At 64.3% G+C, this 20,748-nt stretch carries 19 protein-coding genes; 14 read left to right on the top strand and 5 right to left on the bottom strand.

The genetic code is table 11. From position 1 onward, the window contains the following. Window positions 1-32: 32 nt before the first annotated feature. On the top strand, window positions 33-992 hold the full coding sequence (locus tag BLS52_RS00785; RefSeq protein ID WP_090584157.1) for an N-acetylglucosamine kinase: 960 nt from the start codon (window positions 33-35) through the stop codon (window positions 990-992). A 4-nt stretch (window positions 993-996) separates the two neighbouring features. On the opposite strand, the gene BLS52_RS00780 is transcribed toward BLS52_RS00785, so the two are convergent. Next, window positions 997-1,968, bottom strand: coding sequence for a pirin family protein (locus BLS52_RS00780; RefSeq protein WP_090584156.1), 972 nt, complete (start codon window positions 1,966-1,968; stop codon window positions 997-999). Window positions 1,969-2,044: 76 nt separating this feature from the next. On the opposite strand from BLS52_RS00780, the gene BLS52_RS00775 reads away from it, so the two are divergent. The 8 genes from BLS52_RS00775 to BLS52_RS00740 all read left to right on the top strand — a co-directional run bounded on the left by BLS52_RS00775 (window position 2,045) and on the right by BLS52_RS00740 (window position 9,731). Then, the gene (locus BLS52_RS00775; protein WP_090584155.1) at window positions 2,045-2,494 is read left to right on the top strand and encodes an NUDIX hydrolase; all 450 of its coding nucleotides are present in this window, start codon (window positions 2,045-2,047) and stop codon (window positions 2,492-2,494) included. Between the two features lie 182 nt (window positions 2,495-2,676). Further along, window positions 2,677-3,753, top strand: coding sequence for a ribosome small subunit-dependent GTPase A (rsgA, locus tag BLS52_RS00770; protein ID WP_175460050.1), 1,077 nt, complete (start codon window positions 2,677-2,679; stop codon window positions 3,751-3,753). A gap of 252 nt (window positions 3,754-4,005) precedes the next feature. Further along, window positions 4,006-5,124: an ABC transporter ATP-binding protein gene (locus BLS52_RS00765; RefSeq protein WP_035779561.1), complete on the top strand. Its 1,119-nt coding sequence runs from the start codon at window positions 4,006-4,008 to the stop codon at window positions 5,122-5,124. Between the two features lies 1 nt (window position 5,125). Beyond that, window positions 5,126-5,833: an ABC transporter permease gene (locus BLS52_RS00760; RefSeq protein ID WP_090584154.1), complete on the top strand. Its 708-nt coding sequence runs from the start codon at window positions 5,126-5,128 to the stop codon at window positions 5,831-5,833. Window positions 5,834-5,835: 2 nt separating this feature from the next. After that, entirely contained in the window at window positions 5,836-6,585 is a 750-nt protein-coding gene (locus BLS52_RS00755; RefSeq protein WP_245702638.1) for an ABC transporter permease, read from the top strand. Continuing rightward, window positions 6,582-7,547 carry an ABC transporter substrate-binding protein gene (locus BLS52_RS00750; RefSeq protein WP_090584153.1) on the top strand — a complete coding sequence of 322 codons (966 nt, stop codon included), beginning with the start codon at window positions 6,582-6,584 and terminating at the stop codon, window positions 7,545-7,547. Before BLS52_RS00755 ends, BLS52_RS00750 begins: the two co-directional genes overlap by 4 nt. An 80-nt stretch (window positions 7,548-7,627) precedes the next feature. Next, on the top strand, window positions 7,628-8,845 hold the full coding sequence (locus BLS52_RS00745; protein WP_090584152.1) for a pyridoxal phosphate-dependent aminotransferase: 1,218 nt from the start codon (window positions 7,628-7,630) through the stop codon (window positions 8,843-8,845). Window positions 8,846-8,876: 31 nt separating this feature from the next. After that, entirely contained in the window at window positions 8,877-9,731 is an 855-nt protein-coding gene (locus BLS52_RS00740; RefSeq protein ID WP_090584151.1) for a polyphosphate kinase 2 family protein, read from the top strand. Window positions 9,732-9,733: 2 nt separating this feature from the next. On the opposite strand, the gene BLS52_RS00735 is transcribed toward BLS52_RS00740, so the two are convergent. Together BLS52_RS00735 and xseA are read right to left on the bottom strand one after the other, a co-directional pair. Then, window positions 9,734-9,979 (bottom strand): exodeoxyribonuclease VII small subunit, encoded by a 246-nt coding sequence (locus BLS52_RS00735; RefSeq protein WP_090584150.1) that lies wholly within the window; start codon window positions 9,977-9,979, stop codon window positions 9,734-9,736. Further along, on the bottom strand, window positions 9,976-11,292 hold the full coding sequence (xseA, locus tag BLS52_RS00730; RefSeq protein WP_090584149.1) for an exodeoxyribonuclease VII large subunit: 1,317 nt from the start codon (window positions 11,290-11,292) through the stop codon (window positions 9,976-9,978). The genes BLS52_RS00735 and xseA overlap by 4 nt, the downstream gene beginning before the upstream one ends. Before the next feature lie 265 nt (window positions 11,293-11,557). On the opposite strand from xseA, the gene BLS52_RS00725 reads away from it, so the two are divergent. Continuing rightward, window positions 11,558-12,643 carry a 4-hydroxy-3-methylbut-2-enyl diphosphate reductase gene (locus BLS52_RS00725; protein WP_090584148.1) on the top strand — a complete coding sequence of 362 codons (1,086 nt, stop codon included), beginning with the start codon at window positions 11,558-11,560 and terminating at the stop codon, window positions 12,641-12,643. 69 nt (window positions 12,644-12,712) lie between these two features. On the opposite strand, the gene BLS52_RS00720 is transcribed toward BLS52_RS00725, so the two are convergent. Further along, window positions 12,713-13,975 (bottom strand): DNA recombination protein RmuC, encoded by a 1,263-nt coding sequence (locus BLS52_RS00720; RefSeq protein WP_026545993.1) that lies wholly within the window; start codon window positions 13,973-13,975, stop codon window positions 12,713-12,715. Between the two features lie 99 nt (window positions 13,976-14,074). Here BLS52_RS00720 and ychF point away from each other — a divergent pair, with 99 nt between their 5' ends. The 4 genes from ychF (at window position 14,075) to BLS52_RS00700 (ending at window position 19,926) form a co-directional block, all read left to right on the top strand. Further along, window positions 14,075-15,160, top strand: coding sequence for a redox-regulated ATPase YchF (gene ychF, locus BLS52_RS00715; RefSeq protein WP_090584147.1), 1,086 nt, complete (start codon window positions 14,075-14,077; stop codon window positions 15,158-15,160). Window positions 15,161-15,401: 241 nt separating this feature from the next. Further along, window positions 15,402-17,168 (top strand): ABC transporter family substrate-binding protein, encoded by a 1,767-nt coding sequence (locus BLS52_RS00710; protein ID WP_090584146.1) that lies wholly within the window; start codon window positions 15,402-15,404, stop codon window positions 17,166-17,168. A gap of 197 nt (window positions 17,169-17,365) precedes the next feature. After that, window positions 17,366-18,907, top strand: a complete 1,542-nt coding sequence (locus BLS52_RS00705; protein WP_090584145.1) for an ABC transporter permease — start codon at window positions 17,366-17,368, stop codon at window positions 18,905-18,907. Further along, window positions 18,904-19,926, top strand: a complete 1,023-nt coding sequence (locus tag BLS52_RS00700; RefSeq protein ID WP_090584144.1) for an ABC transporter permease — start codon at window positions 18,904-18,906, stop codon at window positions 19,924-19,926. Before BLS52_RS00705 ends, BLS52_RS00700 begins: the two co-directional genes overlap by 4 nt. A 107-nt stretch (window positions 19,927-20,033) precedes the next feature. On the opposite strand, the gene BLS52_RS00695 is transcribed toward BLS52_RS00700, so the two are convergent. Then, window positions 20,034-20,663, bottom strand: coding sequence for a PH domain-containing protein (locus BLS52_RS00695; protein ID WP_026545998.1), 630 nt, complete (start codon window positions 20,661-20,663; stop codon window positions 20,034-20,036). Window positions 20,664-20,748 lie beyond the last annotated feature (85 nt).

Genomic DNA, 20,748 nt, shown 5'->3' with positions numbered 1-20,748 from the left:
AAGCCTACCGGCGGGTGCGTAACCTTGTGCCCATGCCAAACATCGCTCCGGAAGGCCCTGATGGCCTCCAGGCCCCGGCCCCTGTATCTGCCGACGGCGCGCCGGATCCTGTGGCGCCCGACGTCATCGGTCTCGATATCGGCGGAACCAAGACCCACGGGGTGCGCTGGAACGCCGGCGTTGCCGTGGCGGAGGCGAAGAGCGGCAGCGCCAACGTCCAGAACGTTCCACCGGAGGAAGCAGCGCGGAACCTCGCCGAGCTGTTCGCTGCGCTGGGCGGCCACGCGGACCGGGTGGTGGCCGGATCCGGCGGCGTGGACACCGACTCCGACGCAGAGGCTCTCCGGGTTTTGATCGCCCAGCAGGTTCCTGGCGCCCGCATAGACGTGGTGCATGACACGCGGCTCATCCTCGCTGCGGGCGCCGCCTCCACGGGCATAGCGGTCATCGCCGGCACCGGCTCCGTGGCGTGGGGGATGGATGCCCAGGGCAGGCAGGCACGTTCGGGCGGGTGGGGATACCTGCTCGGCGACGAGGGCAGCGGCTACTGGATGGCACGGGAAGCGGTTCGGGCAACCCTCCATCGGTTCAACCGGGCAGAACCCGTCGGCGTTCTCGGCGAATCCGTCCTTCGGGCCAACGGAGTGCAGGCACCGGATGAGCTGATTGCCCTGTTCCACGGACCGTACGGCCGGCGCTACTGGGCGGGCCAGGCCCATCTGGTCTTCGATGCCGCACGTGCCGGGGACAGCGTGGCGGAGGACATTGTCAACGAGGCAGCCCGGCATCTCCGCGGGCTGGTCGGCGACGTTGCAACGGTGCTCGGCCTTCGAAGCCCGGTCATCATCGGAGGCGGCCTGGCTGTGCACCAGCCGAGGCTGCAGGAACTCCTGGCGCGCGGGCTTCAGGAGGACGGGTTCAGCGAGGTGCGCTTCCTTGCTGTGGATCCCGTCCACGGTGTGGATTACCTGCTGCGGTCCGGGAGTCTCTGACCCCTCAGGTGCCGGCCCCGGCCGGGGGCGGCCGCCGCCGTCGTGGTGTCAGCCTGACGCCGGGGAGGGCGGGCGCAGGGATGCGCTCCGCCCCGTGTCCCTGAACGGTCCCGAACCGCGGGTGGCCGTCCTCCCAGTCCTGGCGGGCACGGGCAATTTCCTCGTGGCTGCGGCCCACGAAGTTCCACCACATCAGCAGTTCCTCGGCAAAGGGTTCGCCGCCTAGCAGCAGCCACCGCGCTCCCGGCGACGCGACGGCGCGCAGTTCCGTCCGCCCCGTGCCCACGTACGCCAGCGGACCCGCCTCGACCGTCACGCCGTCAAGGGTGAGGGTGCCTTCGAGCACCAGCAGGCCATGTTCAAACGATTCCCCCAGTTCGAGCCCCACCATTCCGCCGCCGCGGGACACCAGCTCCGCCCCGACGAGGGGCGTATGCACCAGGGCTGGGCTGGTCGCCCCGGCGAGGGTGCCCACCAGGACGGTGCCGCTGTAATTCGGTCCGGTGATCACCGGCAGGTCCGTGTGCCGCTCGAACGACGGCGGCGCTGACGCGACGGACGCCGGGAGCGCCACCCACAGCTGCAGCCCGGCAAGCACACCGCCTTCCGGGCTGAACTCGGAGTGCGAGATCCCGGAGCCGGCGGTCATGATGTTCAGCTCGCCCGGCCGAACCAGGACATCCGACCCGAGCGAGTCGCGGTGGCGAACCTCGCCGGTGAGCGGCCAGGTCACCGTCTGGAGGCCGATGTGGGGGTGCGGCAGGACGCGCATTGCGGTCCGGTCGGGGCCAAAGGAGTCGAGGAAGCACCACGCCCCGATGGTGGGCAGCGTCCGCTGGGGGAGGGTGCGCCTGACGTTCATGGCACGCACGCCGCCCAGCGGGACCTCACGGTCGGGAAAGAGCTCCACTGCGGAATTTTCCCGCGCCGCACTCCCGCAGAGCGTCGGCGAGGGATGGACATCGAGGTTACTCATTGCGCTGCCGCCCCTTCATCGATGGGTTCAGGATACGCTCGCTGCCGCGCCATCTTGACGCGTCTAGACTTCCTCCATGGCGCAGGAATGGGACACCCGGGTGGGTGCGTATGCCGTCGTCGTGCGGGATGGGATGATCCTGCTGGCGCACTGGAACGAGCACGGCAGGTCCGGGTGGACCCTGCCGGGCGGCGGTCTCGAACTGGGTGAGGACGCGCCCACCGCGGCAGTCCGGGAGGCGCTGGAGGAGACCGGTTACGTCGTCGAACTCGATGAGCTTCTCGGCGTGGACAGCCTGCACATTGATCCGGAAGACCGCCTGAGCGGGTCCCTGCGTCCGCTGCATGCGCTGCGGATCGTCTACCGTGCGCATCCGGTATCGGGGGAGCTCGTCCACGAACTGGACGGATCCACTGACGAGGCGGCGTGGATTCCGCTCGCCGATATTCCCAACCTGCGCCGGGTGGACCTGGTGGACAAGGCGATCCGGCTCTCTTACCAAAGTCCCGGCCGGGCGCTACTATAAAGCTCTTCCGCGTACGCCCTGGAGCACCAGGGCGCGGTTCCCAGGAGCAGGAGGTGACGTGATGATTCCGGATTCCGCTGTTGCACACACACCGGTTATTTCCGACATCCCCGCCTTCCGCCCGCGGCCGCACTGATTCCATCTCCTGCAACGGGCGGGGCCCTTTCAGAGGACCTCCATCTGTGGACACTCTCACCCAGTACGGCTTCACTGACCGCATCCGTGATCTCTTCATCTCCGCCTTTCCTCCCTCCACCACACCGTCACACCCCGAACCGGCCCGTGCTGTACGCACGGACCGCGGCAGGGTCCTGCTCGCCACCGCGAACGGACACCTCCAGGTCGACGGCGAAGGCACAGTCGTCACCGGCGACTGGGTGGCAGTGGCACCCAAGGACGACGACGGCGCCGCGCCGCCTGCCGTCGTCGGCGTCCTTCCGCGCTACTCCACCCTGCAGCGCAAGCGTGCCCACGATCCGCTGTCCGAGGCGCAGATCCTCGGCGCCAACATCGACCTCGTGGGCGTGGTGGTTCCGATGGACAGGCCGCTCTCGGCCAACAGGCTTGAGCGGACCCTCGTGGCGGCGTGGGACTCCGGCGCGGTCCCTGTCGTCATCCTGACCAAAGCCGATCTCAGCAGCAGGTTCGATGACGTTGTGGCCCAGACGGTCGAGCGTTCCCGGGGCGTGGAGGTCTTCACCACGTCCGCGGAGGCAGGCGACGGGCTCGACGCTTTGCACTCGCGAATCGGGGCCGGCACCACACTGGCGCTCATCGGTCCTTCCGGAGCCGGGAAATCGACCCTGACCAACGCGCTCGTGGGTTCCCCGGTGCAGGACACGGGGCGGGTCCGGGCCGGCGACGGGAAAGGACGGCACACGACGACGGCGCGCGAACTCATTCCACTGGGCTCCGGCTCGGTGATCATGGACACGCCGGGCCTGCGGGGATTTGCACTGTGGGATGCCGAGGGCGGACTCGAGGCAGTGTTCGGCGACATCGAGGAACTTTTTCTGAGCTGCCGGTTCAACGACTGCGCCCATGACGCCGAGCCGGGGTGCGCCGTCCGGGATGCCCTCGACCACGGGTTCCTGGAGGAACGACGCTGGCTCAGCTACCGCAAGATGCAGCGCGAGCTGGCCGGCCTGCACCGCCGGCAGAGCGCTGCTGAACAGCACCGTCACGCCCGGAGCTTCCACCGCCTTGCCCGGGACGCGGCCATGTCCAAGGACTACCGCAACCGTTTCCGAGAGGGCTGAGCAGGGGAGGGAACCGGTTCCGTGTTAACGATTCGCGACAAAGTTTCTGATCAGCCCATACAACCGCTTGTATGCAACGAACGCCTAGCTAGACTCAACAAGACCACGCTCCCGCCGTCGATATTTCCGCCGCGGGTGCATGGAATCGCTAGGGAGCGGCCGTAAGCCGGGCCTCCTGTCGACGAAAGGCATGGTTTCATGACTGGCGAAGCGTCAGCCCTCCGCGCGGCGGGCGGCACCGGCTCGGAAGCGATGATTTCCTTCCGGAACGTCTCCAAGCATTACGGCGGCGGCACGGCAGCTGTTGAAAACCTCAGCATGGACATCGACCGCGGAGCCATCACCGTTCTCGTCGGCCCCTCGGGATGCGGCAAGACCACTTCCCTGCGGATGATCAACCGGATGGTCGAACCCACGTCCGGATCCATCCTTGTCGACGGTCAGGACATCGCCGCCCAGCGCGCCTCGGAGCTGCGACGGTCCATGGGGTACGTGATGCAGTCCTCCGGTCTGCTGCCGCACCGCACCGTGCTTGACAACATCACCACCGTGCCGAGGCTCAACGGCGTCTCCAAGCCGGAAGCGCGGAAGCGTGCCGCGGAGCTGCTCGACGTCGTCGGACTCGCCTCTGCTCTCGGGAAGAGATATCCGGGCCAGCTGTCGGGAGGCCAGCAGCAGCGCGTGGGCGTTGCCCGGGCGCTCGCTGCGGATCCCCCGATCCTGCTGATGGATGAGCCCTTCAGCGCGGTTGACCCGGTGGTGCGCCACGAGCTCCAGGAGGAGCTGCTGCGTCTCCAGCGGGACCTCGCCAAGACCATCGTTTTCGTCACGCACGACATCGACGAGGCCACCGTGCTCGGTGACAGGGTCGCGGTGTTCGCCACCGGCGGGCGCCTCGCGCAGTACGCGGCGCCGGAAGAAATTCTGCGCGCCCCCGTGGACGATTTCGTGGCGGGTTTCGTAGGCAGGGACCGCGGCTTCCGCCGTCTTTCCTTCCAGGCCGGCGACGGCGTGCCCATCCATCCGGTTGAGACCATCCGGGTGCACCTGCTTGCAGATCCGGACACTCCGGTCGGCTCGTCCTGGACGCTGGCGGTGGACGACGACGGCCGTCCCCAGGGTTGGGTGCCGCAGGCCAAGCGGGAGGAGATCCGGTCAGGCACCGATCTGGTGCCCGGCGGATCGCTCTACCGGCGGGGGGATTCACTGCGTCGCGCGCTCGACGCGGCGCTCTCCGCACCGTCCGGACTGGGCGTCGCCGTCGATGATGACGGCCGCGTGATCGGTGTTGTCCAGGCGGCGGAGGTGCTGGAACTCATCGAGGAAGCGCGGCTGGACCGCGGCCGCGCTGACCACAACACGGCGGTCTGACGTGCAGTGGTTCATCGACAACTTCTCCTACATCGCCGAGCTGACGGGCTACCACCTGGTGCAGGCGGTTCTTCCGCTCGTATTCGGTGTGGCGATCGCTGTGCCGGTGGCTCAGGCCGCCCGGCTGAGCAAACCGCTTGGGGGAGTGATCCTCACCATTTCCGCCCTGCTCTACACGGTCCCGTCCCTGGCAATGTTCGTTCTGCTTCCGCTGATCCTCGGCACCAGGGTCCTGGACATGGCGAACGTCATTGTTGCCCTGACCATCTACGCGGTGGCGCTGCTGGTTCGCTCCACGCTCGACGCCCTCAACTCGATTGACGACGGCGTGCGGCAAGCCGCTGTGGCGATGGGCTTCACTCCCTTGCGCCGGTTCCTGACCGTTGACCTTCCGTTGTCCGTCCCCGTCCTGTTCGCCGGCCTGCGCGTCATCTCCGTCACCAATATCTCGCTGGTCAGCGTCGGCGCGCTGATCGGCATTCCCAGCCTCGGGACACTGTTCACCGACGGGCTGTTCCGGTCTTTCCCAACCGTGATCGTCATCGGGATCGTCGTGACGCTGATCCTGGCCCTCGTGATGGACCTGGTGCTGGTGCTGCTCGAACGACTGATTACGCCGTGGATGCGGGCCGGATCTGTTGTGCCGGGCGTTGTCCCGCTGACGGTTGAGGACACCGGCAGTCCTGCCGCCCAGACAGGAGGGTCCTGAGCATGGATTACTCCAGCAGCAACCTCCTGGTGCAGATGTTCGAGTGGCTGACTTTCGGTCCCAACTGGAGCGGACCGGAAGGAATCCCGGTACGTGTGGTCGAGCACCTCGGCTACACCGCGCTCACCATCCTGATCGCCGCGGCTGTCGCCGTACCCATCGGACTGCTGGTCGGTCATACGGGCAGGGGACGGATCTTCATCGTTTCCGGGGTGGGCATCCTGCGTGCGCTGCCCACGCTCGGCGTCCTCATCCTGTTCGTACTGCTGGCCGGCCTCGGCCTGATGCCGCCGATCTGGGCGTTGGTGCTCCTCGCGGTGCCTCCCATCCTTGCAGGGGTCTACGCCGGTATTTCGTCGGTGAATCCTGCGGTGGTGGACGCCGCCCGCAGCATGGGGATGAGTGAACTCCAGGTGCTGTTCCGGGTCGAGTTGCCCAACGGGTTGCAGGTGATTCTCGGCGGGTTCCGGGCAGCCGTGCTGCAGGTGGTTGCAACGGCCGCCGTCGTCGCGTTCATCAACCTCGGCGGCCTGGGAGTGTTCCTGATCGAAGGGACCCAGTTGCGGGACAACGGCCGCCTCTTCGGCGGCGCAGTGGTGATCGCCGTCGTCGCCATCGCCGTTGACGGCGTGATGGCGCTGCTTCAACGATTTGCTGTGTCGCCGGGGCTGCGGACATCCCGCATTCCGGTGGAGCCATCAAAGACCGGTGGGCAGGAAGCCCATGCCAGTTCACAAGGAGGAACAACATGATCACAACATCCACGCGCAACTTCCGACGCGGCCTGCTCGGGCTGACGGGATTGACTGCGGCGCTTGCCATGACAGCCTGCGGAGTCAATTCGGATCCGCAGGGAGGAACTGAAAGTGAGGGAGCGGAGGGCGCAAGCGGGCCGGTGACCGTTGGTTCGGCGGACTTCCCCGAGAGCCAGATCCTCGCGGAAATCTATGCCGGCGCACTCAACGCCGCGGGCATCGAAGCCGACACCCAGCTCAATATCGGATCGCGTGAAATCTACTTCCAGGCGCTCGTTGACGGGTCCGTAGACGTCATCCCCGACTACAGCGGAAACCTGCTGCTCTTCCTCGACTCCGCGGCCACAGCGGAATCTGCGGAAGATATCGTTACGGCACTGCCCGAGGCGCTGGAGGCGGAAACCCCTGACATGAACCTGGGCATCCTTGAGCCGGCCGAAGCCGAGAACAAGGACGCCATGGTGGTCACCGCCGCCACGGCCGAGGAATACGGCCTGACCTCGATCGAGGACATGGCCGAGGTCTGTGACGAACTGGTCATCGGTGCGCCGAGCACCTTCACGGAACGTGCCTACGGGCTGCCCGGGCTCGAAGAAAACTACGGGTGCGTCCCGAAGTCGTTCGAAGCCATCAACGACGGCGGTGGAGCCGTGACGCTCGAAGCCCTGCTGAATGACACCATTCAGGCTGCTGACATCTACACCACCACGCCGTCCATCGCCGACAACGATCTGGTGGTGCTTGAAGACCCCGCCAACAACTTCATCGCCCAGCAGGTCATCCCGCTGGTGAACCTTGACACCGTCGGCGAGGATGCACAGGCAGTCCTCAACGAGGTCTCCAGCATGCTCACCACGGATGACCTGATTGCCCTGAACCGTGAAGTGAGCGGCGACGAGAAGCGTAATCCCGCGGACGCTGCTGCCGACTGGCTGGAGGAGAAGGGTCTGGCAGGCTAGCACCTCCATCAACCCGGGTCCGCCCAGTTGCCTTGATCACAATGCGGAAGGGCGGGCCCGGGCTATGGCATTCTTTGTTAATGGCCGAAATCAAGCAATCCGACAAGCTGCACAACGTCCTCTACGACATCCGGGGGCCGCTGCTTGAGCACGCCAAGCGGATGGAGGCGGAGGGCCACCGGATCCTCAAGCTGAACATCGGCAACCCCGCGCCGTTCGGATTCGAGGCGCCGGACGCGATCCTCGTGGACATGATCCGCCACCTCCCCAAGGCACAGGGGTACAGCGATTCCCGCGGAATTTTCTCTGCCAGAACCGCAGTGGTGCAGTACTACCAAAGCCGCGGCATCCAGACCATCGATGTTGATGACGTTTACCTCGGCAACGGGGTCAGCGAGCTCATCACCCTGTCGCTGCAGGCGCTTCTCAACAACGGTGAAGAAATCCTCGTGCCCACGCCTGACTATCCGCTATGGACTGCGTCGGTCAGCCTGGCAGGCGGAACCGCCGTCCATTACCTCTGCGACGAAAGCAATTCCTGGTGGCCTGACGTCGAGGACCTCGAGTCGAAGATCACCCCGCAGACCCGGGGCATCGTGCTGATCAACCCGAACAACCCCACGGGCGCGGTTTACCCACGGTCAGTGATCCAGCAGATTGTGGACCTTGCCCGCCGCCATGACCTGATCATTTTCGCTGACGAGATCTACGAGAAGATCCTGTATGACGACGCCGTCCACGTGAATGCTGCGTCAGTCACCGGCGACGATGTGCTTTGCCTGACCTTCAGCGGTCTGTCCAAGGCGTACCGCATCGCAGGCTTCCGCAGCGGCTGGATGGCCATTTCCGGGCCGAAGCACCGCGCCGCGGACTACATCGAGGGCATCAACCTCCTGGCGAACATGCGGTTGTGCGCCAATGTGCCGGCGCAGCACGCCATCCAGACTGCACTCGGTGGGTACCAGAGCATCAATGACCTGATACTTCCGGGCGGTCGGCTCCGCGAGCAGCGTGACAAAGCCTATGAACTGTTGAACGCCATTCCGGGGGTGTCCTGCGAACTCGCAAAGGGCGCACTGTATCTGTTCCCGCGGCTGGACCCCGAGGTCTATCCGATCAAGAATGATGAGCAGTTTGCGCTGGACCTGCTGAAGCAGCAGAAGATCCTGATCTCGCACGGCACCGCGTTCAACTGGGTCAACCCTGACCACTTCCGCATGGTTACGCTGCCGAACGTCAAGGACATTGAAGACGCCATCGGACGTCTGGCGGAGTTCCTCAGCACCTACAAGCCCTGATCCACGCCCCGCGCCTCAATGAGGAGGATTCATGCCCGTTGTTCCTGATTTCAGTGTTTCCCCTACGCAGTCCCTCCTCGCTGGCCCCGATGTGGACCTCCGGCAGATTGATCCGTCGTCCACCCCGGGATTCGAGGGCGGGAAGGAGGCCGGGAAAGCCAGGCTCGCGGCGGGCAAGGAAGTGCTTTCAGAGCTGCAGGAGAAGCTCTTCGCGGAGAGCCGGTTTGGCAGCGACATTTCCGTCCTGCTGATTCTGCAGGCGATGGATACCGCGGGTAAGGGCGGCATTGTGCGGCACGTGGTGGGGGCTGTGGACCCGCAGGGCGTGCAGCATCATGCCTTCAAGGCGCCCACGGAGGAGGAGAAGCGGCACGATTTCCTGTGGCGCGTCCGCCGGGAGCTTCCCGGGCCGGGGATGATCGGCGTTTTTGACCGGTCGCACTATGAGGACGTGCTCATTCACCGGGTGCGCAAGCTTACCGAACCGGAAGTGATTGAAGAACGGTACGGTGCAATCCGGGAGTTTGAGGCGGGGCTCGCAGGTGCCGGGACACGGGTAGTCAAGGTCATGCTGCACCTGAGCAAGGAAGAGCAGAAGAACCGTCTGACCGAACGGCTGGAACGCAAGGACAAACACTGGAAGTACAACCCCGGGGATCTGGCCGAGCGAGCCCTGTGGGACGAGTACCAGCAGGCTTACCAGATCGCCATCGAGCGGACGAGCACTCCGGACGCCCCATGGTTTGTGGTTCCGGCGGACCGTAAGTGGTACGCCCGGATTGCGGTCCAGCAGCTCCTGACGGACGCACTCGCTGCGATGCAGCTGAGCTGGCCCAAAGCGGACTTCGATGTCGAGGCAGAGAAGGAGAGGCTTGCCGCCAGCTGATGCTAGCCCTGGGGCGCATCCTGCGCGTCGGTGTGTGAGCGCGCCGCGGCGAGGCGTTTCCGGGCGCCCTCAAGCCACTGTTCGCAATGGTCGGCCAGGGCTTCGCCGCGTTCCCAGAGCGCAAGCGACTGCTCAAGGCTCACTCCGCCTGCCTCAAGCTGGCTGACCACCTTCACCAGTTGCTCGCGGGCTTCCTCGTAGCTGAGTCCGGATACGTCTCCGGGGGCGGGGGCGGGCTGACTGGTCATAGCTGGTCCTTACTGGAAGATGGTTCGATGCCGGACAGGGAGCGGGCTGAGATTTTTCCTCCCGACACCCTGATGGAGAGCAGTGTCTCCGGCGGCGCCTGGTCAGGGGTTCTCACAACCTCGCGGTTTTCGTTCTGGACTACCGCATATCCCCGGTCGAGGGTGCTTTGGGGGGAGAGCGACCGCACATGAGCGCGAAGGTGGCTGACGCGGTCTGCCTCGCGCGCCACGGCGCTTTCGATCGCCATGGTGCTCCGGTTGCGGAGCCGCACAAGGTCCTCCTCACGGACGCTCACCATTCCGGCCGGCTGGGCCAGAACAGGACGGGACCGCAAGTGCGCCAGGCGCTCTGTTTCCCGGGACATCAGCTGGTCCACGCTGCGGGAGATCTGTGCACGCGCCTGACGGATCCGCTGCAGTTCCTCGCTGACGTCGGGAACCACCCGCTTTGCTGCGTCCGTGGGGGTGGACGCCCGCAGGTCCGCCACGTCGTCGAGCAACGGATGGTCTGCTTCGTGGCCGATAGCACTCACCACGGGGGTGGCGGCCGCGGACACTGCGCGTACGAGGTCCTCACTGCTGAACGCGAGGAGGTCCTCAAGGGACCCGCCGCCGCGGGCAATGATGATCACGTCGACTTCCGGCATCCGGTCCAGTTCCACCAGCGCGGACCGTATCTGTGAAACGGCATTCACGCCCTGAACGGCGACCTGGCGCACCTCGAACTCCACGGCCGGCCACCGGAGGCGCGCGTTTCGGAGGACGTCTTTTTCAGCGTCCGAATCACGGCCGGTGATGAGGCCGATCCGGTGTGGAAGGGCAGGAAGCGGGCGCTTGCGGGAAGCGGCGAAGAGCCCCTCAGCCGTGAGAGCCTGGCGGAGGCGTTCGATTCTCGCGAGCAGGTCCCCGAGACCCACCGGCCGGATATCCCACGCCTGCATTGAGACGCGTCCCGTTTTGACCCAGAAGTCCGCCTTGAGCCGTGCCACTACCCGTGAGCCACGCTCCAGGGGGACGGCCAGCCGATCCATGACTGTTCCCCAGACGGTGAGCGAGAGGGAGATCTCGGCATCGACATCCCGCAGGGTGACGAAGCACATTGATCCGCGTTTGTTGAGCTCAATCACCTGCCCTTCCACCCAGGCAGCCGGAGCCCGCTCGATGTGGGCTTTCAACTTTTCCGACAGGACATGAAGCGGCCAGGGGCGCTCAGCGGAGGTTTCCGCCGCGGTCTCCGGAAGGGTGGAAGGATCCGCAGGAACGGCCGGATCAGCTGCCACCACGGTGCCCAGCGGCGCGCCGTCCTGGTTCATGAGCATCCTCCCGATACAACCTGCAATGAATTTCTGTCCGCTACTTCTGATGTTCCCGCTCCGGCCGGAGTGCGGGCGCGGACCCGCATGGTTAATGTTTATCAGGTGCCCCTGACATCGGCGGCACCGGAGCAGGCGATGTGCAGGACCAGAGCGGCTTCCTTCGGGTCTCTTACCGCCGGAACTCCCAGCGGACGGTTGGCTCTCAGCGGACAGGCCCGTGTAGGGGGACGGGACCGTCTACCCGGCCCGTTAGCATGGAGATATGTCCTCTACAGCTGTTTCGGTAGCCATGCCCACAGTGCCCCGAAAGCGCCGTTCGCCGGACGAGGTGCACGCCGCTGCGCCGGTCGAGGGGCCGCGCAGAGTGCTGCTGGCAGCGCCTCGCGGATACTGCGCAGGAGTCGACCGCGCCGTCATTGCTGTTGAGAAGGCCCTGGCCCACTATGGCCCGCCCGTCTATGTGCGGAAGCAGATTGTTCATAACCTTCATGTGGTCTCCACCCTGGAGGAAAAGGGGGCGATCTTCGTCGAAGAGAATGACGAAGTGCCCGAGGGTGCGCTTGTGGTGTTTTCCGCGCACGGCGTCTCGCCGGCAGTAATCCGTTCCGCCGAGGAACGGAACCTGCGCACCATTGACGCGACCTGCCCGCTGGTAACAAAGGTCCACCGCGAAGCTGTGCGCTTCGCGAGGGATGATTTCGATATTCTGCTGATCGGCCACGACGGACATGAAGAAGTCGAGGGGACAGCAGGCGAGGCGCCTGACCACATCCAGATTGTCAACGGTCCCGAGGATGTGGACTCTGTGACTGTCCGCGATCCTGACAGGGTGATCTGGCTTTCGCAGACCACCCTCAGCGTGGACGAGACCATGGAGACCGTTGCCCTTCTGAAGCAACGATTCCCGACGTTGCAGGATCCTCCGAGCGACGATATCTGTTATGCCACGTCCAACCGGCAGGCTGCGATCAAGAAGATTGCACCGGATGCCGACCTCGTGATTGTGGTGGGTTCTGCAAACTCGTCCAACTCGGTGCGCCTGGTCGAGGTGGCGCTGGAATACGGTGCAAAGGCGTCCCACCGGGTGGATTTTGCCAATGAGGTGGATGAGTCCTGGTTCGAAGGAGTGTCAACCGTCGGCGTCACTTCCGGCGCCTCGGTGCCGGAAAACCTGGTGCAGGATGTCCTTCGCCTGCTGGCGGAGTACGGATACGCCGACGTGGAGGAAGTCGTCACAGCCGAGGAAGACATCATCTTCTCGCTGCCCAAGGAGATCCGTGCTGCGCTGAAGGCCATGGGAGATCCATCGAGCGGGCTCGGCGGACGCGGCCAGCGGCCTACCTCCTGACGTCGCCTGCCTGACGCCCACCTTCCGGTGCCGGCATCGGACGCGGCACCGCCTCCGGGGAGCGGCTCCCTATGCCGATCGATTGACCTGTTCCGTTCGAGGTTCGGTGGTTTCGCCGCTGTCTATCAGTTCCGGAGCGCTCAACAGGCGGGGCGTCGCTTCCACCGCGCCGGTTGCCAGATCGGAATCATTCCCGGCGCCCTCGAACGCGTTGATCCGCCGGGCGGTGGGAAGCACCCGGGACTCCAAAGTCCCCACGAAGGAGTTGTACTTCTCCACCGAACTCTTGAGCGAACTGCCCAGTCGGGTGATATGCGAGCCCATGGTGCCCAGGCGCTCGTAGAGTTCCCGGGACAGGTCATAAAGCTCCTTGGCGTTTTCCGTCAGGACGTCCTGACGCCAGCTGAACGCGACACCCTTGAGGATTGCAAGCAGCGACACCGGGGAGGCGAGCACCACATTCCGGGTGAATGCGTAATCGAGTAGCGCGGGATCCGTCTGGAGCGCACTGGACAACACCGACTCCAGCGGGAGGAAACACACCACCAGGTCCGGCGAATTGTCCGCGCCTTCCCAGTACTTCTTCCGTGCCAGCGCGTCCACATGCGCACGGACAGCCTTGACGTGCTGCGCCAGAAGCTCCCGGCGGCGCGCTTCCTCCGCGCCGCCTTCCTGGTCCTCCCGGGCCGGAACGGCCTGTGCTTCCAGATAGGCGTCGAGTGGGACCTTCGAATCGACGACGATCTGCTTGTTGCCGGGCAGCTGGATCACCATGTCCGGGCGTGCGGTGTTTGTGCCTTCGCGGGAGGCGATGGTGAGGGTGGCCTGTTCGACGAAGTCCACGCGGGGGAGCATGCCCGCGGCTTCGACGATCCGCCTGAGCTGCACCTCACCCCATTGCCCGCGTGCTGTGGTGCTGCGCAGGGCAGAAGCCAGGGAATGCGTCGTGGACAGCAGCTTCGAGTCCGAGAGCTGAGCCTCATGGAGTTGCTGGGCCAGCTGCCCGAACTGGTGCGCGCGCTCCCGCTCGAGCTGCCCGACATGCGCCTGGACCTGCCCGAGCTTGTCGGCAAGCGGTGCGATGGCGCGAAGGACCGACTGGTCCTGCCCCGATTGTTCGAGCAGTTGCCGGTTCTGCGCGTGCAGCAGCCGGTTCTCCGCTTCTGCTGCGGCACGGGCGGACACGGCCGCACCCAGCCGGGTTCCGGCGTCGTCCACTTCATTCCGCAGCCCGGCGAGAACCGGGCGGAGGCGCATGACCGCGATGCCCGCGCCGGTGATCAGGGCCAGGACCGCGGTGAGCACCAAAAGGAGAAGTGTGTATCCGTCCATGAATCAACCATGGCAGGCGGCACTGACAATTCCGCCGAACAACGGCCTACCGCCTGCGCGCGCCCCGGTCAGGAGCCTGCAACGGTAGACTGTTTTCCCGTGGCTCTTACTATTGGCATCGTCGGACTGCCCAACGTCGGCAAATCAACCCTCTTCAACGCTCTCACCAGGAACACTGTCCTGGCAGCGAACTACCCGTTCGCCACGATCGAGCCCAACATCGGTGTTGTGAATCTGCCGGACCCGCGTCTCGGGAAGTTGGCTGAAGTGTTCAGCTCGCAGCGGGTACTGCCCGCCACGGTGTCCTTCGTCGACATCGCGGGCATCGTGAAGGGGGCCTCCGAGGGCGAGGGGCTTGGCAACCAGTTCCTGGCGAACATCCGCGAAGCTGAAGCGATCGCCCAGGTGGTGCGTGTCTTCGATGACCCGGATGTAGTGCACGTTGACGGCGCAGTGAATCCCGTGTCCGACATGGAAACGATCAACACCGAGCTGATCCTGGCCGATCTGCAGACGCTGGAGAAGGCCATTCCGCGCGTGGAGAAGGAAGTGAAGATCAAGAAGCGCGAAGCCGCGCAGCTCTCCGCCATGCAGGCGGCACAGTCGGTTCTCGAACGAGGTGACACGATCTTCTCCTCGGTCGCGAGCGACAAGCTGGAGATGGAGCACCTGCGGGAGCTCAGCCTGCTCACCGCCAAGCCCTTCATCTACGTCTTCAACGCCGATGACTCGGTGCTCGGCAATCCTGAGCGCCAGCAGGAACTGCGGGCTCTCGTGGAGCCGGCAGACTGCATCTTCCTCGACGCCAAACTGGAAGCCGACCTCGTGGAGCTGGACCCCGAGGAAGCGCGGGAGATGCTGGAGATGAACGGCCAGGATGAATCCGGCCTTGACCAGCTTGCCCGCGTCGGTTTCCACACGCTGGGCTTGCAGACGTACCTGACTGCAGGGCCGAAGGAGGCCCGGGCCTGGACCATCCGCAAGGGCGCAACCGCTCCTGAGGCTGCCGGAGTGATCCATTCGGACTTCCAGCGCGGCTTCATCAAGGCGGAAGTTGTGTCCTTCGAGGACCTGGTGGCTGCCGGATCGATGGCTGAAGCGAAGTCCCGCGGCAAGGTCCGCATCGAAGGCAAGGAATACGTCATGGCGGACGGCGACGTAGTGGAGTTCCGCTTCAACGTCTAGACCCGCCTGAGTGGGCCGGCGCGTCGTGGTTCATGGGGAAGTCGTCGCTTCCTGTGCCGGATGGGAAATTTTGGTTGCATCTCGGTAACAACTTCACCACGCTTCCTTTTTGATACCTACCGGTAACAAATAACACCTAAGCTTTCTGCATGTGAGGCACGCCACTTTGAACATCAGAGTGCGTGTCAGTCCTTTGTAAAACCATGAAGGACATCTTCCACAACAGAAACAAGGAGGCGGAATGCGTTTCGGACGTACTTCCAAAGCCGTAGGTGTAGCTGCAATCGCTGCACTTGCACTGACTGCCTGCGCTGAAAGCGGCGGCGGCGAAGATCCCGGCACAGGGGGCGAAGGCGAGGCATCGGGCGGTGCGGTAACCGTAGCCGAGGTCAACCCATTCACTTCGTTCAACTCCGACAGTGCCACCGGCAATGTCGACATCAATGGCAAGGTCAGCTATCTGACCAAGGGCAGCTTCTACTATGTGGACGACGCGCTTGAGGTCGTCCGCAACGAAGAATTCGGCACCTATGAGGTGACTTCCGAGGATCCGCTGACAGTCGCCTACACGGTCAACGAGGGCGTGGCCTGGTCTGATGGCGAGCCCATCGACGCCGGTGACCTCCTCCTCTCCTGGGCTATCCAGTCGGGACACTTCGATGATGAAGATTCCGAAGCGGAGACGGGCACCACCTACTTTGCCTACGCCGGAGACACCAGTGGTCTTGGACTGACCTCCCTGCCGGAAGTCAGCGAAGACGGCCGCACAATGACGCTGGAGTACTCGGAGCCCTACGCGGACTTCGAGATCGCCTTCGACATTCTTGACACGCCGGCGCACGTCGTCGCAACCGGTGGCGGACTGGCGGATGAGGACGCGCTTGTCGAACTGATCCAGACCGCTCCGGAAGGAAATCCGGAGAGCCCTGAGGACCGGCCGGAACTTCAGGCAGTAGCTGAGTACTGGAACACGGCATTCGATTCCACCACGCTCCCATCCGACCCCGCGCTGTACCTCTCCAGCGGGCCCTACATCGTTCAGGACATGGTCCCCGACCAGTCCATGACGCTTGTCCGCAACGAGGACTACGCCTGGGGCCCGGAGCCGGCGCTGGATGAAATCACCATCCGGTACATCGGCGACGCCAACGCACAGGTCCAGGCACTGCAGAACGGCGAGGTTGACATCATTCAGCCTCAGGCCTCCGCTGACACGCTGGCATCGCTTGAGGCAATCGATGGAGTCCAGATCCTCGAGGGCGAGGAACTTTCCTTCGACCACATCGACCTGAACTACTCCGGTGTCTTCGAAGACGAGGACGTGCGGCGTGCATTCATGTACACCATCCCGCGCGATTCCATCGTCGAGTCCGTCATCGGTCCGCTCGATCCGGAAGCGGAGCCCCGCAACTCCCAGATCTTCGACATCGGAACCGAAGGTTACGACGCCGCCATAGAGTCCAACGGCTCTGGGGAATTCGCCGAGCCCGACATCGAGAAGGCCAAGGAGCTGCTCGCCGGGGAAACCCCTGAGGTCCGCATCATGTACAACGCGGACAACCCCAACCGCGTTGACGCCTACACGCTGATCGCAGAGAGCGCCACACAGGCGGGCTTCAAGATCGTCGACGGCGGTCTGCCCGGCAACGAGTGGGGATCCGCGCTCGGCGGCGGAACCTACGACGCCACGATCTTCGGCTGGGTCAGCCCGGGCGTTGGTGTGAGCGGTGTGCCGCAGCTGTACGGCTGTGGATCGGCGTCGAACTTCAACGGATTCTGCGACGAAAAAGCTCAGGCCGCCATGGATGAGCTGATCATCACCACCGATCCCGCTGCACAGCAGGAGCTGATGATCACGGTTGACACCCGTCTCTTCGAGACCGGCTACGGCCTGCCGTTCTTCCAGTCCATCGGCATCAACGCAGCTGATGAGGCAGTCCAGGGCCTGACGTTCAACCCTGGCCTGGTAGGAATCTGGTGGAACTTCTGGGAGTGGTCGGTAGCCTGATAGCTTCCGCACTGCCCACCTTCACTAGCTGATCGAAAGCGCTGGGGCCGCACCATTGGCCCCAGCGCTTTCGGGCGCTCACGGCACCTGCACAGTGATTGGCAATTACCAAATTCTGACGAAACGTAACGTGGATTACACTCAATCCGACATGTCGGGCACAACCCGCTTCCTAAACCCCTGAGGCCAAAAAGACTATGTTGACGTACATTGTCAGGCGGCTGATCGCCGCCGTACTCATTCTTTTTGGCGCTTCGTTCCTCGTGTACATCCTGACTGCATATTCAGGAGATCCACTCGCGGATCTGCGCCAAAGCAACGCACCCAATCGAGAGCAGCTCATCCAGCAGCGCATCGATCTACTCGACCTCGACGTCCCGCCCATCCTGCGGTACTTCTCCTGGCTCTCCGGCGCAATCCGCTGTGTCGTTCCGTTCGCACTCACCTGCGACCTCGGCAACAGCGTGACCGGCATCGAAGTGACACAGCTGCTCGGCCGTGCAATGGGGCAGACCATCATGCTTGTCACAGCCGCCACCATCCTCGCGATTGTCATCGGTATCACCCTCGGCATTGTGACCGCACTTCGCCAGTACAGCGGTCTGGACTACGGGGTGACGTTCATGGCCTTCCTGTTCTTCTCCCTCCCGGTCTTCTGGGTTGCGGTGCTCCTCAAGGAGTTCGGCGCAATCGGCTTCAACAACTTCCTCAGCGATCCAGATATCAGCTTCTTCACCATGATGACGTGTGGGCTGCTCAGCGCTTTCCTCTTCTATCTGAGCACGGCGGGAGCGCTCAAGCACCGGCTCATGTGGGCAGCGATCGGGTTCGCCTTTGCCTTCGCTCTCACCTGGTTCCTCGACTTCACCGGGTGGTTCCTGACCCCCGGGTTCGGACCGATCGTGGTTGCCCTGCTCTCAGTGGGCATCGCGTACGGCGTCACCCTCCTCACGGCCGGCCTGAAGAACCGCAAGGCGCTCTACAGCGCACTGGCCGTCGTCGGTATCGGCATGATCGCCTATTTCGCGGTCCAACCGCTGCTGGATCGCGCCACCCTGCTGATGGTGGTCCTGCTGGGAATTGCCACCGTCCTCATCGGGCTGGCGGTCGGCTACTTCATGGGGGGCTACGACAAGCGCCAGAACATGAACGCTGCCGGTCTCACCGCCTTCCTGATGGGTTTCCTGATTCTGCTGGACCGCTTCATGCAGGCCTGGCCGGCATACTTCAACAACAACCGGGTCAACGGACGGCCCATCGCTACCATCGGAGCATCCACTCCAAACCTGAGCGGAGATTTCTGGGTTCGCGGCCTCGACACCTATACGCACCTGCTGCTCCCCACGATTGCGCTGATGCTGATCTCGCTGGCCGGCTACAGCCGCTACTCGCGCGCCTCGATGCTTGAAATCATGAACCAGGACTACATCCGCACCGCCCGGGCAAAGGGCCTCGGGGAACGCACCGTGGTGATGCGCCATGCCTTCCGCAACGCACTGATTCCCCTGGCCACTCTCGTTGCCTTCGATATCGGTGCACTGATCGGCGGCGCAATCATCACTGAGCAGGTCTTCGCGTTCAGCGGCATGGGACAACTGTTTGTCCAGGCGCTGCAGAGGCAGGATCTCAACCCGGTCATGGGCGTCTTCCTGATTACCGGAATCGTGGCCCTGGTTTTCAACCTGGTGGCCGATCTCGTCTACTCCGTTCTTGACCCGCGCGTAAGGGTGAAAGCATGAGCACTACAGCACAGGAAACAACGCAGACCAAACCTGAGGATTCCAGAGGCCTCAGCCAGGGCCAGATCGTCCGCAAGCGGTTCTTCGGACACACCGCCGCCGTGGCCAGCCTGGTGATCTTCTTCGGCGTGGTCATTCTCGCCTTCACTTCCGTCGGCTACGCAGGCATCCCCGGCTGGTGGAAATGGAACTACATCGAGACACCTCCGCTGGCGAACCCCACCGGCGCGCCCACCTGGAAGCTGCCGTTCGACTTCGGGGATCACCCCTTCGGACAGGACCGGGTGGGACGTGACCTTTTTGCCATGACCATGCGGGGCGCACAGCTCTCCCTGATCGTGATGTTCCTCATCGGCCTCGTCGGCGGCATCATCGGCGTGGTGATCGGCGGCGTGTCCGGGTACTTCCGCGGCTGGGTCGAGGCCGTGCTGATGCGTCTCACCGACATCATCATCATCATTCCCCTGGTCATCATTGCCGCTGTCCTTGGTACTTTCGGCAACTCCATCTCCGGGCCGGGAACCTTCTTCGGCGCAATCTTCGGCGGCAGCGCAGGCGTCATCCTCCTGGGTGTATTCGTCGGATTCATCATCTGGACAGGGCTTGCACGCCTCGTCCGCGGTGAATTCCTCAGCCTCCGGGAGCGGGAGTTCGTCGATGCGGCGCGCGTCGCCGGCGCCTCGAACACAAGGATCATCTTCAAGCACATCGTGCCGAACGCCGTGGGTGTCATCATCGTCAACACCACGCTGGTCATGGCGTCCGCAATTCTCCTGGAGACGGCGCTGTCCTTCCTGGGTCTCGGCGTCCGGGCGCCGGACATTTCGCTGGGCAGCCTCATCAGCGCCAACCAGGCTGCATTCAGCACGCGTCCCTGGCTGTTCTGGTGGCCCGGCCTCTTCATTGTGATCATCTGCCTGTCGATCAACTTCATCGGCGACGGACTGCGCGATGCATTTGATCCTCGACAGAAGAAGTTCAACGCCAAGAAGGCCGCCGAGCCGAGGAAGCCGGCCTGATGACCGGCAGCACCGCCCCGACGCTGACCGGCCGCACCGCCCGGATGCTGACCGGCAGCACCGCCCCGGGGCTGACCGGCAGCGGAGGCATCCGCGGCGCCGGCCGGTTACTGCAGGGCGAAAGTGAGCACGCTCAGCAGGAGCAGGCCGGCAACCACGCCAAGCGGCCGCCAATTGATCCTGCGTTCAACGCGCACGGAATCCGTGGCGTCGACGTCGATCAGACCGTTGTCGATCCGGCGTTCCCATTCGGACCGGACCAGCAGGGCTGCGAGCCCGGAATCGGTGTTGCTCAAGTCGCCCGGACGAACGCTGCCGCCCGCACCATAACTGGTGCCCGGCAGGTTCTGCATGTTCTCCGGCTTACCGGCATGGGTGCCGCGGACACCGGGGGCAGGCGCGGCCCACGCGGTGTAGCTGCCGCCGGGGGTGACCAGCTTCAGCGCGTACTTCGTATCCACCTGGATCAGACCGCCCCAGGGAACATCGATGGTGAGTACAGGATTGCGAAGCTCCACTCCCACCGGGCCGACGACAACCGCCGGGTACCAGAACAGCCACCAGGCAATCGCAGCCACGGCGAGCAGGGGAGCAGCGGTGGCCAGGGCCTGCGGCCCGGACGTGACCACGGATGCCACCAGTCCCACCACCACGATCGCCGCGGCAACCCCCAGGATCCAGCGACCGCTTCGGGGACGGAAAACGGTGAACTGGTCGGGTCCGCTAGGCGTATTCATACCCCCATATTTCCAACATTTGGGCCCGGCGCAGTAATCAGCGGGCAAACAGCCCGTACAGCTGCCGCCGGCGCACGGTCAGACA

The organism is Arthrobacter subterraneus (assembly GCF_900099735.1).
Taxonomy (GTDB): Bacteria; Actinomycetota; Actinomycetes; order Actinomycetales; family Micrococcaceae; genus Arthrobacter_D; species Arthrobacter_D subterraneus.
The sequence above is the reverse complement of the archived record's forward strand: the minus strand, read 5'-3'. Positions and strand labels throughout refer to the sequence as shown.

Excerpts from the sequence above, each read along its gene's own strand:
- BLS52_RS00785 (WP_090584157.1), top strand. The coding sequence starts at position 33 with ATGCCAAACATCGCTCCGGAAGGCCCTGATGGCCTCCAGGCCCCGGCC.
- BLS52_RS00780 (WP_090584156.1), bottom strand. The coding sequence starts at position 1,968 with ATGAGTAACCTCGATGTCCATCCCTCGCCGACGCTCTGCGGGAGTGCG.
- BLS52_RS00775 (WP_090584155.1), top strand. The coding sequence starts at position 2,045 with ATGGCGCAGGAATGGGACACCCGGGTGGGTGCGTATGCCGTCGTCGTG.
- BLS52_RS00765 (WP_035779561.1), top strand. The coding sequence starts at position 4,006 with ATGATTTCCTTCCGGAACGTCTCCAAGCATTACGGCGGCGGCACGGCA.
- BLS52_RS00755 (WP_245702638.1), top strand. The coding sequence starts at position 5,836 with ATGGATTACTCCAGCAGCAACCTCCTGGTGCAGATGTTCGAGTGGCTG.
- BLS52_RS00750 (WP_090584153.1), top strand. The coding sequence starts at position 6,582 with ATGATCACAACATCCACGCGCAACTTCCGACGCGGCCTGCTCGGGCTG.
- BLS52_RS00745 (WP_090584152.1), top strand. The coding sequence starts at position 7,628 with ATGGCCGAAATCAAGCAATCCGACAAGCTGCACAACGTCCTCTACGAC.
- BLS52_RS00740 (WP_090584151.1), top strand. The coding sequence starts at position 8,877 with ATGCCCGTTGTTCCTGATTTCAGTGTTTCCCCTACGCAGTCCCTCCTC.
- BLS52_RS00735 (WP_090584150.1), bottom strand. The coding sequence starts at position 9,979 with ATGACCAGTCAGCCCGCCCCCGCCCCCGGAGACGTATCCGGACTCAGC.
- xseA (WP_090584149.1), bottom strand. The coding sequence starts at position 11,292 with ATGAACCAGGACGGCGCGCCGCTGGGCACCGTGGTGGCAGCTGATCCG.
- BLS52_RS00725 (WP_090584148.1), top strand. The coding sequence starts at position 11,558 with ATGTCCTCTACAGCTGTTTCGGTAGCCATGCCCACAGTGCCCCGAAAG.
- BLS52_RS00720 (WP_026545993.1), bottom strand. The coding sequence starts at position 13,975 with ATGGACGGATACACACTTCTCCTTTTGGTGCTCACCGCGGTCCTGGCC.
- BLS52_RS00710 (WP_090584146.1), top strand. The coding sequence starts at position 15,402 with ATGCGTTTCGGACGTACTTCCAAAGCCGTAGGTGTAGCTGCAATCGCT.
- BLS52_RS00705 (WP_090584145.1), top strand. The coding sequence starts at position 17,366 with ATGTTGACGTACATTGTCAGGCGGCTGATCGCCGCCGTACTCATTCTT.
- BLS52_RS00700 (WP_090584144.1), top strand. The coding sequence starts at position 18,904 with ATGAGCACTACAGCACAGGAAACAACGCAGACCAAACCTGAGGATTCC.
- BLS52_RS00695 (WP_026545998.1), bottom strand. The coding sequence starts at position 20,663 with ATGAATACGCCTAGCGGACCCGACCAGTTCACCGTTTTCCGTCCCCGA.